The following is a 14783-nucleotide window of genomic DNA, read 5'->3' as shown; positions in this document are numbered from 1 at the left end:
CGTCCATTCCACCTGGGCAAATTACCTCTGTTCCCGCAACCGATTCCTAATGAATGGAGGAGCAGCATGCCTTCTTCGTCTTCGTCCTCGTCCTCGGCTCACGGCAATCGCAAATTGAGGGTCACCTTCACAAGCGACATGGATACATCCTCACGCGCTCGGGAATCCGACAGCGCGGAGGGGCAAAGCTCGCCTAAGGGCAAAGTGTGGGAATACATCGCTTTAGCCTCCGTGCCTCTCGTTCTGGTGCTTGGCAATTCGATGATCGTCCCGATCCTGCCGACGCTCAGCAGGGAGCTCGGAATATCGTCCTTTCAGAGCAGCTTGGTCGTTACGTTGTTTTCCATCACCGCCGCCCTCATCATCCCGATTGCGGGATACTTGTCCGACAGGTTCAGCCGCAAGAAAGTGATCATTCCCGCCCTCATTATTTACGGGGGAGCCGGCATCCTGTCCGGCTTTGCCGCCTTATGGCACAGCTACGGGATCCTGCTTGGCGCCAGAGCCCTTCAAGGAATCGGAGCCGCGGGAACGACCCCCATTGCCATGGCGCTCGTGGGGGACTTGTACAAGGACGCGGAGGAGACCAAGGCTCTCGGCTTGATCGAGGCTTCCAACGGCACCGGCAAAGTCATCAGTCCTATCTTGGGGTCGCTTCTGGCGTTAATCGTATGGTACGCTCCGTTTTTCTCGTTTCCCGCTTTCTGCGTTCTCGCGATCTTAGCGATGATCTTTCTTATCAAGGAGCCGAAGCGCACCGCGGAGCCCGTTAAATTAAAGGAATATCTCCAAAAAATCAAAGCGGTATTCGCCAAAAACGGCCGTTGGATGCTGGTTTCTTTCTGGGCAGGAGCGGCTGCGATGTTCACCTTGTTCGGAGTGCTTTTTTTCCTCTCCAATATGTTGGAGAAGGATCCTTATCGCATTGAAGGCGTCACGAAGGGCTTCGTGCTCGCCATCCCGCTCTTCTTTATGGTAACGACGGCTTACCTGACCGGCACCATTATCCGGAAGAACGGGGTACTGATCCGGTGGTTCATGAACATCGCTCTCGCTTTGACGGTCATTGCCTATGCCTGCACGATCTGGTTCAACCAGAATCTGTACGTATTTATCGGGTTGCTCAGCGTCGGAAGCATCGGCACCGGCATGCTTCTCCCTTGCCTGACGACAATGATAACCGGGGTCGTCGAGAAAGCCGAAAGGGGCATGATCACCTCTTTGTATAGCAGCCTTCGTTTCTTCGGCGTCGCGCTCGGCCCTCCCCTGTTCGGATGGATGATGGACAAATCCCAGAAAACCGTATTTATCTCGGTCACGGTTCTCGCGTTCGCCACTTTATGCGCGGTGTTTTTCCTCGTGAAGCCGGATAAGCAGGTCAAATAATCGAATCGTACGTTGCGGGACTTTCCTTGACCCTTCATACTGGGAACTAGCCAAGGAGAGGAGCTATTCCCATGTCGGTTCCCGCACGCTGCATTATCCCCCATCGAATAGCGACCGATCTGATCTCGCAATGCAGGGCAAGACTCCCTTACGAAGCCTGCGGAGTCTTGCTTGGCATCCGAACGGAGGAAGAATTGACCGTTGAGAGCTATTGCCTCTTGCGGAACGTTGCCGCCGACCCTCGCGATTCCTTCCGGTTCGCTCCCGACGAATGGATTCGGCTCAACCTGCAAACGCAAAAAAACCAACGAGAAATCGTCGGTTTATGGCATTCCCACCCCTCCGGTCCCGCCCTTCCCAGCGCGCAAGACGCCGAAGGGTGGGATGGGTGCGGAAGCTATTGGATTGTCGGCCTCGAAGGCGGCCGGACGGATCTTCGCGCGTATGCCAGAAGCGGCGGCGAGTGGATCCCCATTCCGTTGATCGCCGTTTAATGCCGACTAAGATAAGCGTAAAGGTCGCCTATGGTTTGAACTTGTTTGGTTTGAATAATCGGAAGAAATTGGAACCATAGCTTAGCCGTCATCACCGAATCGTGAAGAGCATGATGCCGAACGGTCACATCGACGCCGTACGTCTCCAGCAGCTCATCCAGGCCGTAGCTCTTGCGCTTCGGTTCCAGCCACTTGGCAACCATCATCGTATCCAATACGCGGTGGGTCAAGTTGATTTTCGAGGTTTTCCATAAAGCCGCATTCAGGAACTGCTTATCATGGCCGCTGCCATGCGCGATAAGCACGCGCCTCCCCACGAAATCCATGAAGTCGTGCAGCCCTTGCATCAGATCGGGAGCCTCTTCCGCCATCTCGTTCGTTATGCCGGTCAGCTCCGTGATATGCTTCGGAATCTTCCTTCTCGGGTTGACCAACGTATAGAACGGCTCCGCCTCCTGGAGCTCGCCGCCTTTGATAAGGACGCCTCCGATCGACATGATCTCATCTCCGTTATACGGATTGAATCCGGTCGTCTCCAGGTCGAACACGACGGCATCCATCTCCATCAAAGGAGTATCCAGCGCGGATTCCTTGCGTTGATCGCGAGACATGGAGCGGATGAACGCCATTTGCTGGGCATTGGAAGAACCCAGCATCGAAGCGATCGCGGGAGTGATTCCTCCCATTTTGTACAAATGCCACATACGCCCCATCGGGCTTTTAGGCTCTTTCACGCTGTTCACCTCCCGCCGAAGCGGTATCGCATCTCCCTCTCCACTTGGCGTTGCAGCTTGCGTCCCAGCTTCAGCGCCTTCTTCAAGGGAACCTTCCATTCTCCTTTAAGCTTGCTGGCATGAATGACTCCCGTTCCTGCCCATTGTCCGTTCTCGTCCTTGGTTACGGCCATGAGACGCAGCAGCAGGAAGAGCTCGAACGCTTCGGCGGCTTCCTTCGCTTCTTCGGAAGACAATATCTCCGCTTTCTCTAACTCGCGAATCCGGCCGATTGTGCTCGTTTCCTTGATGCCGGCATGCACGGCCATCAGCCTAAATACGTTAACCATCGGAATATAAGCACCGTACTTGATATCCAAGGTGCCGGCCAATTCGCCGTACCTCTCGGTAAGAAGCTGACCGAACACTCCTACCAACACCTTGTGGCGGAGCGTGTTCTCCATCATTCTTCTGGCGATGACAGGAGAACCCAGGAAGTCGCGGTAGAAACGAGCGTTCCACCTAGCTCCCAGATCCTCGTCTCCGCCGACCAGACGTCCGTCCGCCACGATGAGCAAGTACCGGACATTCTCCCAATTCGGTTCTTCGAACCACGAATCGAGCTTGCGCTCCCAAGCCGAGATCGACATGCACCAATCCGGATTGGAAGCGATCACGTTCCCTTCGCAGGGAGGATAGCCGATATCGACGAGATAGCCGACCGTAATCTGCGCCAATGTTTGGAAGTAATTCTCGAAGGTCAAGGCATCCGCTTCGTTCTGCGGATCGAGGTAAATCAGGCTGCTATCCTGGTCGCTGCTGAACGTTTGCTCGCGGCGGCCTCCGCTGCCGAAGAGCAGATAAGCATAAGGCACGGGAGGAGCGCCGTGCCCCAACCGTGCCATTTCGATCTCGGCAAGCTTCAACGCCCTTAGAATAAGGGAATCGTGAAGCTCGTTAAGATCTTCGACCAGTTCAATCACCGGAGAAGAGGAGAGAATCGCCCCCAGGCGATTCTGCTCCTCTTCCCTTATTGTACGTAGGCTTCCCGGATCTCCGGCGCCGGTGATGTCAAGCAGCCGCTTCTCCTTGTGGAGACTGGACATGCGGCTTCTCCCCTCCTGAACGGGCGCCATTGGATCAACGACCGACTTGTTTATTTATAGGCTAGCCGTTCCGGATTTCTTAAGAGCTTCCGGATAACCGTAGTTACCGTGTTCGCTCAGGTCAAGACCGATGATTTCTTGCTCTTCGGTAACGCGAAGACCGATGATTTGCTTGATGATCCACAGGACGATGAAGGAAGCTGCGAACGCGAAGGCGCCGCATACGACGACGGATTCGAATTGCACCCACAGCTGATGCCCGCCGCCGCCGTAGAAGAGACCTTCTTTGCCTACGCCTACTTGCTCAACCAGAGCAGGAGCCGCGAAGAAGCCGTTGGCGAGAGTGCCCCATACGCCGGCCGCGCCGTGTACGGACATGGCCGCGATCGGATCGTCCACTTTGATCTTCTCGAAGAACGCTTGGCTCAGGAATACGAGCACGCCGGCGATAAGACCGATGACGACCGATGCCCAAGGCTCGACGTATGCGCAAGATGCGGTGATGGCAACCAGACCGGCAAGAGCTCCGTTCAGCGTAACGCCGATGTCGGCTTTGCCCTTAACGAGCCAGGAGATCAGAAGCGCCGCTACGGCGCCGCCCGCCGCGCCCAATTGGGTCGTGAAGGCGACATAACCGAAGAAGCCGTCGCCGACCGCAACCGCGGAACCGGCATTGAATCCGAACCAGCCTACCCACAGCAGGAGAACGGCCAGGGACGTAAATACTTGGTTGTGACCGAGAATTTCATTGGCGGAACCGTCTTTGTTGTACTTGCCGATACGCGGCTTGAGCAGGATCGTAGCCGCCAGCGCAGCCATGGCGCCCGTCAAGTGAACGACCGTCGAACCGGCATAGTCTTGGGAACCGTCCTCCGCGAGCCAGCCGCCGCCCCAGATCCAGTGGGCGATGACCGGGTAGATAACCGAACCAAAGACCAGGGTGAAGATCAGGTAAACCGACAGCTTGGCGCGTTCCGCGAAGCCGCCCCACGCGATCGACAGCGACACGGCCGCGAACGCCAGCTGGAAGACGAAGAAGATCGTGGAAGGATAGCTTTCTCCATCGGCCGCAACGATCGTCGGATCGAAGAAGAAGTTGCCGATGCCGATGAACTTGTTCAAGCTTTCGCTAGCGTCTCCGCCGAAGGCGAAGCCGTAGCCTACTGCCCAGTATACCAAAGATACAAGTCCTACGGTGAAGATTGTCTTGCCCGCCACGTGACCGGCATTCTTCATTCGGGTGGAGCCGGTCTCCAGAAGAATAAAGCCGCCTTGCATCAGCAGTACGAGGATTGCCGCAACCATGATCCAGAGGGCATTAAGTCCCATGTCCAAAGTCGCTGCCGAAGGTCCGTCACCCTCTGCGGCAAATGCCATAGTTGGGAAAAGCATGAGCATTGCGCCTATTGCGAGCATACTCTTTTTGACCACTACCGACCACTCCCTACGTGTAATGTTTCATAACATTTTAAGAAAGGCTTAGTGTCATTATAGTAAGAAGTTCACGATTTGACAATACAGTAAAATGAAAAAACGAGGAGTTTTGAACCAAAAATCTAACATTAGATTCGTATCATCAACGGAATGTTAAGAAATAACCGCTGTTTTGGGCCTTTTTACCCGAAGCTCCTGTTAAGTTTGCGATCAAGGAGTACGAAGTCTTTTTTTGTGAACTATTCATAAATCCTGTTCATGTCAGGTTTTCAAGGTTTGGATGGCCGCTTAAGCCCTTGCCTGCCGATGAACCCCTCGAAAACCTTACATGTCCCTTGCCGCCCGATTCTCCGGATCGGCTTCCAAAAGCATCACGTTTGACTGTATGGTTAAGGATGGGTATATTAATGGTTATAAGACAAGTGAATTGTTTTGGCGGTATCCTTGTAAGTATCTTATTAGTACAGAAACGAAGAAAGAAAGAAGGTGGAAGTCGTGCGTCAAGAATCTTCGGAAACCAAACGCAGCCTTTATCGAATCGGTGAGCTCTCCCGTTTGACAGGGATCAGCCCCCGCACGATCGACTATTACACCGGGATGGGATTGTTGACCCCCGTCCAGCGTTCTTCCGGCAATTATCGTTTGTATGATGATGAAACCTTGGAACGAATTCGGCGTATTGAAATGTTGAAGGCACAGAAATTCACGCTCGAAGAAATCAAGGAGAACTTCGCGGCCTTGCACCGGGCCACTCCGAACGAGCAGGTATCCAAGCAGCTGGCCGAGCTTCAGACTCAGCTTACTCAGATCGAGCGGCAAGTCAAAGAGCTTGAACCGGTTCTGGATACGCTAAAGCCCCAGCAAGCGAAGAAGCTGTTCAGCGTCATTACCCCGCAGACAGCGGCTTGCGTCGAGGCGTTGCTCCTCCTGCTCAACAAGAGCAACCTGATGTAAGAAGCCGAAGCTCCATTAGACACGGAGGGAATCGAATATGTTTTTTCACCCTATGGATTTTCTAATTATCATTGCGTTCTTGCTCTCGCTGTGGGCGCAATTCCGAGTCAGCGGAACCTTCAACAAATGGTCCGAGGTCCAGACCTCCAGCGGCATGACCGGTTATGAAGCCGCAAGACGCCTTCTCGATCGCAACGGGCTGCACGACATTCCGATCGAACCGGTTCCGGGCAAGCTGTCCGACCATTACGATCCGGTCAACCGCGTCGTAAGACTGTCCGAGCCGGTGTATTACGAGAGCTCGATCTCGGCCGTCTCCGTCGCCTGCCACGAGATCGGCCACGCGATTCAGCACAAGGAGCATTATCCGATGCTCGTGCTTCGCCACAAGATGTTCCCGGTCGTTCGCTTCGCCTCCGGCATCGCGCCGTTCCTGCTGATCGCCGGCTTCCTGTTCCAAGCCATGAACCTGGTCGGCCTGGGCATCATCTTCTTCTCGGCCGCGGTCGCCTTCCAATTGGTTACCCTGCCGGTCGAATTCAACGCCAGCAACCGGGCACGCAAGCTGATGGTCGTCGAGGGCTTCATCCGCAACGACGAGGAACGCGGAGTCGCCAAGGTCCTGAATGCAGCCGCCCTAACCTACGTAGCCGCGGCGCTCATCTCCCTGCTCGAGTTGATCAAGTACATCATGATCTTCACCAGCAGCCGCGAGGAATAAGATCGCAAAACGCAAAGGGAGCTCCGATTGTCATCCCGGGATGACGGATCGGAGCTCCCTATTTTTGTTGCATCGCAATCAGCTTGGCTGATACACATTGCGGAAGTAATCGATCAGGTAATCGTGGAAGAGCTTCACGACGGTGGAAGGCTTCTCTCCCGCCCTGCGGATGAGAGCGATCGTCCTTGTCACGTTAGGCTCGCGGATCTTCACGATGGCGGGCATGAACGAGCTCTGAAGGCTAAGCGCCATCTCCGGAAGCAAGCTCACCCCCATGCCGGCGGCGACGAAGCCGCGAATCGTGTCCGTCTCCTCGCCCTCGAAGCCGATCTTCGGCAGGAAGCCGGCATTCCGGCAAGCCTCCCAGACGATCGGGCGCAAAGAGTAGCCTTGGCTGAACAGAACGAACGTATCGTCCTTCAATTGGTTCAGATCGATATACTCTTCGCTTGCGAGCGGATGATCCTTCGGCAGAATCGCGCACAGGCTTTCCGTCAGGATGACCTCGCCCTCGACCCGATCGCTCTTGTCGGGCATAGGCGAGATGAACGCCAGATCCACCTCCGCCTCGACAACGTCCCGAATCAGCGAAGGATACATGCCTTGGCGAAACCGGAACTTCACGTTCGGATGCTTCTTCCGGAACGACGCGATAACCTTGGGAATAAGATGCGTGCCCAAGCTGTGCGGGAATCCGAGGCGAATCTCTCCGACCTCCGGGTCGAGAAATTCATGAATCTCGTTGACGGCGCGATCGAGATCCTGCAGAATCTCTTCCGCCCTCTTGAGGAACAGCTGGCCCACCGGCGTCAGCTGAACGTTCCTCCCGCGCTGCATGAAGAGCCTAACGCCAAGCTCCTCTTCCAACCGATGAATCTGGCGGCTTACCGCCGATTGGGCGACGTGCAACTCCTCAGCTGCCTTGGTGACGTGCTGCATGCGCGCCACGTGTACGAAATATTGCAATTGTCGCAATTCCACCTGACGTTACTCCCTCCGGAAAATACGTAAACCCTTTTCGATCCCGTTACCTGTAGGAACGCTCCAGCTTCGGGCCGAGGAGCTTATAAAGCGCGAATCCGATGACAAGCCCCCCGATATGGGCCCAGTAACCGACGTTCGGGACGATAAAAGAGTAAATAAGCCCCGTCGCCAGAATGCCGTAGACCGTCGTTCTGGAACCGGGATCCAGTTTATGACGCTCAAATAAGCAAATATATAAATAGGCCCCGTAAAGCCCGTAAATCGCCGTAGAAGCGCCGATTCCGATCATGCCTTCCGTAGCGGCCCAGACCGCAATGACGTTGCCCAGAACGCCTGTGACCAAGTAAAAAAGCGCATATCGGACGTGTCCGAACATCCTTTCCAGGGGAGGAGCGAACACGAAGATGGCGAACAAGTTAAAAATAATATGCGGCCAGCTTCCATGCAGGAACAAGGCAGCCGCATAGCGCCAGAACCCGTCATACTCTTCATAGGTTGTGATCGCTCCCAAACGCAGCAAATTCCCGTTGGTAAAGCCTCCCCCGATCAATTCGACGACGAACATCGCGATGCATGCGGCTATGATGACGGAATTGACGGGGTACAGCCGGAGATACTGCCTCCAGCTCTCGTAGCGGACGAAGATCATGAAGAGCCCCCATTCTGACTTTCCTATATTCTCTTCCGATTATTGGACAACGATAATTGGCAAAGTTTATAATGATATTCGGCAAGCCCATATTCTTGAAGGAGGTACACCCAACCATGAGTCAAGAACGCGCGAACGTAGCCACATTCAAAGGCAACCCGCTTACCTTGGTAGGACCCGAGCTTAAAGTCGGCGAGCAAGCGCCGGACTTCCAACTTAGCAAGAATCTTCTGGAGACCGCATCGCTTCAGGATTACGCAGGCAAGGTGAAGCTGATCAGCGTCGTTCCTTCCATCGATACCGGCGTGTGCGACGCCCAAACCCGCCGTTTCAACGAAGAGGCTTCCAAGCTCGGCGAAGGAGTCGTCATCCTGACGGTCAGCGCGGACCTTCCGTTCGCCCAAGCCCGCTGGTGCGGAGCCGCCGGAGTCGATCGCGTCGTCCTTCTGTCCGACTACAAGGATAATTCCTTCGGTAAGTCATACGGCGTACTTATCAAAGAGTTTCAATTGGATATGCGCTCCATCTTCGTCCTCGATCAGAACGACAAGCTGACTTACATCGAAGTCCTCAAGGAAATGACCGAGCATCCGGACTACGATTCGGCGATTGCGGCCGTCCGCAGCTTGCTTTAATCTCCGCAGGCGACAATTCGTCAAAAAAAAGCGAGACAAGGCCTTCCGCCTTCCTCGCTTTTTTTGGTGCGGTGCGGGTTGCACCTATATGTTCGGTAATCTTGAGTTATGCTTTGTAAGCGGAGAGTTTCTTGTCCAGAACGCCATAAATCTCTTGAATGACGCGATAGTTCGCTCCCAAGTCTCCCAGAGAGCCTCTGGAGGCAGAATAGATGTCGACGGCCGACCGCCCGGGACCCGTTCCCACGATCTGAATCGTGATGTCCATCGTGCGCCCCGACATCGTGCGCTTCTCCATGACGATCTCGCCGATATTGGGGACCTCGTGGAGAATCTTATAGCCCTGCATCTTCTTCAGGATAGACAGGACTTCGTCCCATGCCTTATCCTTGGGCATACGGTAATAATGAGACTTCAGCTTCGGATCCTTCGCCTTGTCGCCCGTATGCTCCTGGCTGCGGAACAATCCGATGAGCAATCGCTTAAGCAATACACATTCTCTCCCTCCGGGTGCCATATGCGCTTCTAATAATAATAACACGCTTGTCCCGGGGATTAAAGGCAATAAAAAGAAAAAACCCGCTCTGCCGTTCGACGCGCAAGTTTCTGAACCCGCTCTCGCAGGTGGGTGTCCTCAGTCCGCGCTTTTGACTTCCCCTTTCGGGGGCATGCCAGCCGCCGGACAATGTCGAACTCCCGGTGAAATTGCATTGGTTCAAAACAATATATCGTCGTGACGCACATCGCAGGAGTAAGAACATTATAATCACAGGCACGGCAAAAGTAAACCCGTGACATCAATCGTCCTTATTTGATCTCTTCATCGTCTTTAGTCGGGGAATCCTCGATCGGAAGCGCTTCGCCGTCTTCTTCCGCGGCGGCATTCTTAGCCTGCATCTTCTGGATCGTTTGATAGAAGTTGAAGAACGCGAACACCGCGATGACGCTTCCCATAAAGAACGGAATGAGGAACGTGAACTTGAAGACGCTGATATAAAGAATGAAACCGCTCACAACTGCCGTGGACAGAGAACGCAACGGCCGACCTATCGTCAGAATGACCGCATTCTTGATCAATTGCATCGTCTTCATATGAAAGTGCGACAGCAAAGAGAAAAACTGGAACAGCGAGATGAACAGCAGGACCATCAGCGCCAGAAACAAAATGGCCAGAACGCCGAAGCCTTTAAGGTCTTTTAAATAGACTTGGTAATCGACGATCAGAATCGCGAACAGAACGGCATAGATGATTCCGCCAAGCATGGCTTGTACATAGTTCTGCTTGTAGCTTCTGAAGAAAGTCTTGAACAGCGGAACGTCCGTATCTCCCATTACCCACTTCCGGGCGACCGAGAACATGGCCGAGGTCGCCGGAAACAGAGTAAATGGGGACAGAATGGAGATGATGATCACGTTCGCCACCAGCTGCCCTGTGGTCTCCGAGGTAAGGAGAGCCGTCAGGGCGAAGAAGAATACCGGTATCGAACAAACCACCCAAAGAACGTTCGTAACGGACAATCGCATGATCCACTCCGAGATCTTGTAAAAGCCGCCCATCATGCCCCGCATTTCCATGGGTATTCCTCCCTAGGTGCCATCGTGTGGTGCGATTAGATGTTCACGTAATCCTCGCTGCGAGAGCCGCGCGATTCCTCGCGGCGATCGTTGCGGTAGCCGCCTCCGTCTTCGCGGCGTCCTTGGCCGCCTTCGCGGTAAGGCTTGCGATAGCCGCCACCTTGGCCGCCGCCGCCGCCGTAGTTGCCGCGACGCTCGCCGTTATAGCCGCCGCCTTCGCGACGCTGGCCATAGCCTCCGCGCCCTTGGCCTCCGTAGCCGCCTTCGCGACGCTGGCCGTAGCCTCCGCGTCCTTGGCCTCCGTAGCCGCCGCTGCGCCCGTCGAATTTGCGCTTCTTCGAGCGGATCGGATCTTCCGGAGTCAGCTCGACCGCTACGTCCTTCTTGTCGCCCGTCAGCAGCTTCATCGCCGCAGCAAGCAATTGAACGGAATCGTATTGCTCAAGCAGCTGGGCCGCTACCCACTTATACGCATTGGTATCTTCTTCGTTCCCGACCGCCTCGATAATTCTCTCGGCGATGACGCGTTGTTTGCCTTCCATGGCTTCGCTGAGGGTAGGAAGCGGCTTCTTGGAGATGCGGTGACGGGTAATCTTCTCGATGAAGTGGAGATGATCCGTCTCGCGCGGAGTGACGAACGTCCAGGAGGTTCCTTCCTTGCCCGCGCGGCCGGTACGGCCGATCCGGTGAACGTAGCTCTCCGGGTCTTGGGGAAGGTCGAAGTTGATGACGTGCGTGACGCCGGAGATATCCAGGCCGCGCGCGGCAACGTCGGTCGCTACGAGGACGTCGATGCTGCCGTCGCGGAACTTGCGCATGACCGCATCGCGTTGATTCTGCGACAGGTCGCCGTGAAGGCCGTCGGCCGCGTATCCGCGCTTCATGAGAGCTTCGGACAGCTCGGCGACGCGGCGCTTCGTGCGGCCGAAGATGATCGCCAGCTCCGGCGGCTCCATATCGAGCAAGCGGCAGAGGCCGTCGAACTTCATCCGCTCTTGAACCTCGATATAGAATTGCTGGATGTTCTTGTTCGTCGTCTGCGTCTTCGGAATCATGGAGATGTGCTCCGGATTCTTCAGGAACTGCTGCGCCAGCTTCTGAATGTTAGCCGGCATCGTCGCCGAGAACAGCAGCGTTTGACGCTCTTCCGGAACGAGGCTCAGAATGGAAGTGATGTCTTCCATGAAGCCCATGTCGAGCATTTCGTCCGCTTCGTCCAGCACGACGGTCTGAACGTCGTCCAAACGAATGGTCTTCCGGTTGATATGGTCAAGAAGTCGGCCCGGCGTGCCGATAATAATCTGAGGGCGGCGCTTGAGTCCGCGGATTTGGCGCCCGATGTCTTGGCCGCCGTAGATCGGAAGCGAGCGAATGCCCTTCGTGCGGCCCAGCTTCTCGATTTCTTCCGCTACTTGAATAGCGAGTTCGCGAGTAGGCGTCATGATCAAAGTGACGATGCGGTCTTCGGATGCAGCGATCTTGCTGACGAGCGGAATCCCGAAGGCTGCGGTTTTACCGGTCCCTGTCTGGGCCTGACCAATCATATCTCGACCGCTGAGAGCGACGGGAATCGCGTGTGCTTGAATCGGGGTCGGTTCTTCGTAACCTAAATCGGTAATGGCTTGAAGTACGTCCGACTCCAACCCGAATTCTGAGAATGTGCTCAAATTTTTTTCAAACTCCTTCTGTAATGGTGCCTTATTCAATTCGGCTTCCAAAAAAATATACAGGTAATTATACCACAAACGACACTGGAAACTCCAGTCATTCTCTTTCACGCAAAAATTGGGCTTCCGTTCTCCTTCTTCTCCTCCCCGTCTTTTCGATCCCTTTCCTTACATGGAATTGTTAACCAACCCCGGTTCGTCGCGCCCGTCTCCCGCTGAATGACCTTCTTGGCCCAGGGTACCCTAATCAAAAATCGGCTCATTCAAGTCTGGGGGCTCGGATCGGATGAACAAAAGGATGTCCCTGATCTTCGGCATCGTCGCGATGGCGGTCTCGGCGGCGGCCATTGCCGCCGGCTTCCGCCTGCTAATCATTCCGGAAGGACTCTTAAGCGGCGGATTATCCGGCGTTGCGATCATCGTCGGTTACGTTACCGATTGGAACATCGGCATCTTGTATTTTGTCCTTAACGTGCCTGTTTTGATGTGGGGATTGACCATTCTAGGCCGGAGGTTTATTCTTCTCAGCGTTCTCAACGTGGTCTTCACTACTCTGTTCATGCAAATCATTCCTCTAGGCGACATGACGGACGAACGGCTCATCTCTTCCGTATTCGGAGGCGTGCTCGTCGGCGCGGGCACCGCGATCGCGCTTCGGTACGGCGGCTCCTCGGGAGGCTTCGACATCATCGCTTCCATTATCTCGCGGAAACGGGATCTTCCCGTGGGCATACTTATTTTTATTCTGAACACGGCCGTCGTGCTAGCGCTCGGTCTCTACAAACGGGATTGGGATGCCGCCTTTTATTCTATGCTGTCGATCTTCGTGACGGGAAAGGTTATCGACGCCGTTCATACTCCGCATCGCAAAGTCACCGCTTTTATCGTTACGAACCGCACGGCCGAGCTTGCCGGGCGCCTGCTCGAAATCCCGAGGGGAGTCACCATTCTCCGAACCAAAGGGGCCTATACGAGCGAGGAAAAGGACATGCTGATGACCGTAACGACGCGCTACGAGCTGGCCGAGCTTCGGAAGCTGATTCGAGACGTGGATCCCAGGGCGTTCGTGAACGTCGTGCAGACGATCGATGTCATCGGCGAGTTCAGGAAGAAACCGCTGCATTAAACAAGCGTCTCGGGCTCCGAGCGGATACGGCCAGAGGCCTTTGGGCTAAATTCGCAATTTCGGCATTTTCCTACAAAATACCCCTGTCTCCCTCTATTATTCTCGTTTATAATCGGGACAAAGAGTAATAGGGAGAGAGATTCGATGGACTTTCTGCTGACTTTGTTCCTGATTCTTCACACCGCGACAAGCGCTTTATCCGATGAGCAGCCTCAGCAGAACTCGCTGAGCCGCTTCGTTCATGCCGTCTATCAGAGTCAAACGCAGAACCAAGGCCAGAACCCTTCCGCGACCGGCGACGATGCCTCTTCGAACGGCGCCCTGTCGGACCCTCAACCGGATGCTCCCAAGGTCAAGGGCATCTATGTTACCGCTTACAGCGCTGGCGGCGCACGAAGGTCCACCTTGCTGGACCTTCTCGACAAGACCGAGCTCAATTCCATGGTCATCGACATCAAGGACGACAGCGGCTACATCACTTACAAGACCGACAACGCCGAACTCCGGAAGCTCGGGACGCCCCAGCCTTTTATCAAGGACATCAAGGGGCTTATGAGTACGTTAAAGGAGCATCAGATCTACCCGATCGCCAGAGTCGTCGTATTCAAGGATACGGTCCTGGCCAAGAAGCATCCGGAGCTCTCGTACGTCGCTTCGGACGGCTCCGTATGGAAGAACGGCAAGGGCGACAGCTTCGTCAATCCTTATCGGAAGGAAGTCTGGGATTACAACGTCGCGATCGCCAAGGAAGCCGCGGCGCTCGGCTTCAAGGAGATCCAATTCGATTACGTGCGATTCCCGGAAGGCTTCGAGAAGAAAGCCGACCATCTCAAGTTCTACAAGACGGAGGAGAGCCGCGTCGACATCGTCTCCGACTTCGTCCATTACGCCCGGGAGCAGCTTGCGCCGCTCGGCGTTCGGGTATCCGTCGACATCTTCGGCTATGCCGCATCCGTGCCGGCCGCGGAAGGAATCGGGCAGGACTTCGTCAAGATCTCCGACGCGGTCAACGTCATCAGCCCGATGATTTATCCGAGCCATTACAGCACCGGCTGGTTCAAGCAGCCGAATCCGGACACCGCTCCTTATGAGACCGTCAAGGGCGCGATGGAAGACACGCACAAGAAGCTGGAGGAGCTGGGAGACTCGGGGCCCGTCATTCGCCCGTGGATCCAGGACTTCACGGCGAGCTGGCTCGGCAAGGGGCACTACATCAAGTACGGGGCGGCGGAGGTATCCGCGCAGGTCAAAGCCTTGAACGATTCCGGCGTGGAGGAATTCCTCCTGTGGAACGCCGGCAACAAGTATTCGAGCGGGGCGACTTATTAAGCCTTCGTTA

At 55.1% G+C, this 14783-nt stretch carries 15 protein-coding genes and 1 other RNA gene; 7 read left to right on the top strand and 9 right to left on the bottom strand.

Features of this window, described 5'->3' with window-relative positions; all coding sequences use genetic code 11:
• The first annotated feature begins 66 nt into the window (after positions 1 to 66).
• Positions 67 to 1386: an MFS transporter gene (locus H7B67_RS07795; RefSeq protein ID WP_185119205.1), complete on the top strand. Its 1320-nt coding sequence runs from the start codon at positions 67 to 69 to the stop codon at positions 1384 to 1386.
• A 71-nt stretch (positions 1387 to 1457) separates the two neighbouring features.
• The gene (locus H7B67_RS07790; RefSeq protein WP_185119204.1) at positions 1458 to 1880 is read left to right on the top strand and encodes a M67 family metallopeptidase; all 423 of its coding nucleotides are present in this window, start codon (positions 1458 to 1460) and stop codon (positions 1878 to 1880) included.
• Here H7B67_RS07790 and H7B67_RS07785 read toward each other — a convergent pair.
• Genes H7B67_RS07785 through H7B67_RS07775 form a run of 3 tightly spaced genes read right to left on the bottom strand, consistent with a single transcriptional unit; the run spans position 1877 to position 5130 of the window.
• Positions 1877 to 2614: an exonuclease domain-containing protein gene (locus H7B67_RS07785; RefSeq protein ID WP_342592403.1), complete on the bottom strand. Its 738-nt coding sequence runs from the start codon at positions 2612 to 2614 to the stop codon at positions 1877 to 1879. The two genes, H7B67_RS07790 and H7B67_RS07785, sit on opposite strands and share 4 nt — an antisense overlap.
• A gap of 5 nt (positions 2615 to 2619) precedes the next feature.
• Positions 2620 to 3699 (bottom strand): DUF294 nucleotidyltransferase-like domain-containing protein, encoded by a 1080-nt coding sequence (locus tag H7B67_RS07780; RefSeq protein ID WP_185119203.1) that lies wholly within the window; start codon positions 3697 to 3699, stop codon positions 2620 to 2622.
• A gap of 54 nt (positions 3700 to 3753) precedes the next feature.
• Complete coding sequence (locus H7B67_RS07775) at positions 3754 to 5130, bottom strand: ammonium transporter (RefSeq protein ID WP_342592402.1); 1377 nt, start codon at positions 5128 to 5130, stop codon at positions 3754 to 3756.
• A 498-nt stretch (positions 5131 to 5628) separates the two neighbouring features.
• Here H7B67_RS07775 and H7B67_RS07770 point away from each other — a divergent pair, with 498 nt between their 5' ends.
• Positions 5629 to 6087, top strand: coding sequence for a MerR family transcriptional regulator (locus tag H7B67_RS07770; protein ID WP_185119202.1), 459 nt, complete (start codon positions 5629 to 5631; stop codon positions 6085 to 6087).
• A 37-nt stretch (positions 6088 to 6124) separates the two neighbouring features.
• On the top strand, positions 6125 to 6808 hold the full coding sequence (locus tag H7B67_RS07765; RefSeq protein WP_185119201.1) for a zinc metallopeptidase: 684 nt from the start codon (positions 6125 to 6127) through the stop codon (positions 6806 to 6808).
• 78 nt (positions 6809 to 6886) lie between these two features.
• Here H7B67_RS07765 and gltC read toward each other — a convergent pair whose 3' ends face one another.
• Positions 6887 to 7789: a glutamate biosynthesis transcriptional regulator GltC gene (gene gltC / locus H7B67_RS07760; RefSeq protein WP_185119200.1), complete on the bottom strand. Its 903-nt coding sequence runs from the start codon at positions 7787 to 7789 to the stop codon at positions 6887 to 6889.
• Between the two features lie 46 nt (positions 7790 to 7835).
• Positions 7836 to 8441: a rhomboid family intramembrane serine protease gene (locus H7B67_RS07755; RefSeq protein ID WP_185119199.1), complete on the bottom strand. Its 606-nt coding sequence runs from the start codon at positions 8439 to 8441 to the stop codon at positions 7836 to 7838.
• A 116-nt stretch (positions 8442 to 8557) separates the two neighbouring features.
• Between H7B67_RS07755 and tpx the strand changes: the two genes are divergently transcribed.
• A complete protein-coding gene (gene tpx / locus H7B67_RS07750; protein WP_185119198.1) occupies positions 8558 to 9076 on the top strand; it encodes a thiol peroxidase in 519 nt (172 codons plus the stop codon).
• Between the two features lie 106 nt (positions 9077 to 9182).
• Here tpx and H7B67_RS07745 read toward each other — a convergent pair whose 3' ends face one another.
• The 4 genes from H7B67_RS07745 to cshA all read right to left on the bottom strand — a co-directional run bounded on the left by H7B67_RS07745 (position 9183) and on the right by cshA (position 12318).
• On the bottom strand, positions 9183 to 9566 hold the full coding sequence (locus H7B67_RS07745; RefSeq protein ID WP_185119197.1) for a DUF1499 domain-containing protein: 384 nt from the start codon (positions 9564 to 9566) through the stop codon (positions 9183 to 9185).
• Between the two features lie 82 nt (positions 9567 to 9648).
• A non-coding RNA gene (gene ssrS / locus H7B67_RS07740) (6S RNA) lies at positions 9649 to 9831 on the bottom strand.
• 52 nt (positions 9832 to 9883) lie between these two features.
• Positions 9884 to 10651 carry a YesL family protein gene (locus tag H7B67_RS07735; RefSeq protein WP_185119196.1) on the bottom strand — a complete coding sequence of 256 codons (768 nt, stop codon included), beginning with the start codon at positions 10649 to 10651 and terminating at the stop codon, positions 9884 to 9886.
• A 35-nt stretch (positions 10652 to 10686) separates the two neighbouring features.
• Positions 10687 to 12318, bottom strand: coding sequence for a degradosome RNA helicase CshA (gene cshA, locus H7B67_RS07730; RefSeq protein WP_185119195.1), 1632 nt, complete (start codon positions 12316 to 12318; stop codon positions 10687 to 10689).
• A 286-nt stretch (positions 12319 to 12604) separates the two neighbouring features.
• Between cshA and H7B67_RS07725 the strand changes: the two genes are divergently transcribed.
• Both H7B67_RS07725 and H7B67_RS07720 read left to right on the top strand, forming a co-directional pair.
• Positions 12605 to 13444: a YitT family protein gene (locus H7B67_RS07725; protein WP_245363264.1), complete on the top strand. Its 840-nt coding sequence runs from the start codon at positions 12605 to 12607 to the stop codon at positions 13442 to 13444.
• A 144-nt stretch (positions 13445 to 13588) separates the two neighbouring features.
• Positions 13589 to 14773, top strand: a complete 1185-nt coding sequence (locus tag H7B67_RS07720; protein WP_185119194.1) for a putative glycoside hydrolase — start codon at positions 13589 to 13591, stop codon at positions 14771 to 14773.
• Positions 14774 to 14783 lie beyond the last annotated feature (10 nt).

This window comes from Cohnella thailandensis (genome assembly GCF_014212135.1).
GTDB lineage: Bacteria > Bacillota > Bacilli > Paenibacillales > Paenibacillaceae > Cohnella > Cohnella thailandensis.
This window is presented reverse-complemented; position numbering and strand designations above follow the sequence as displayed.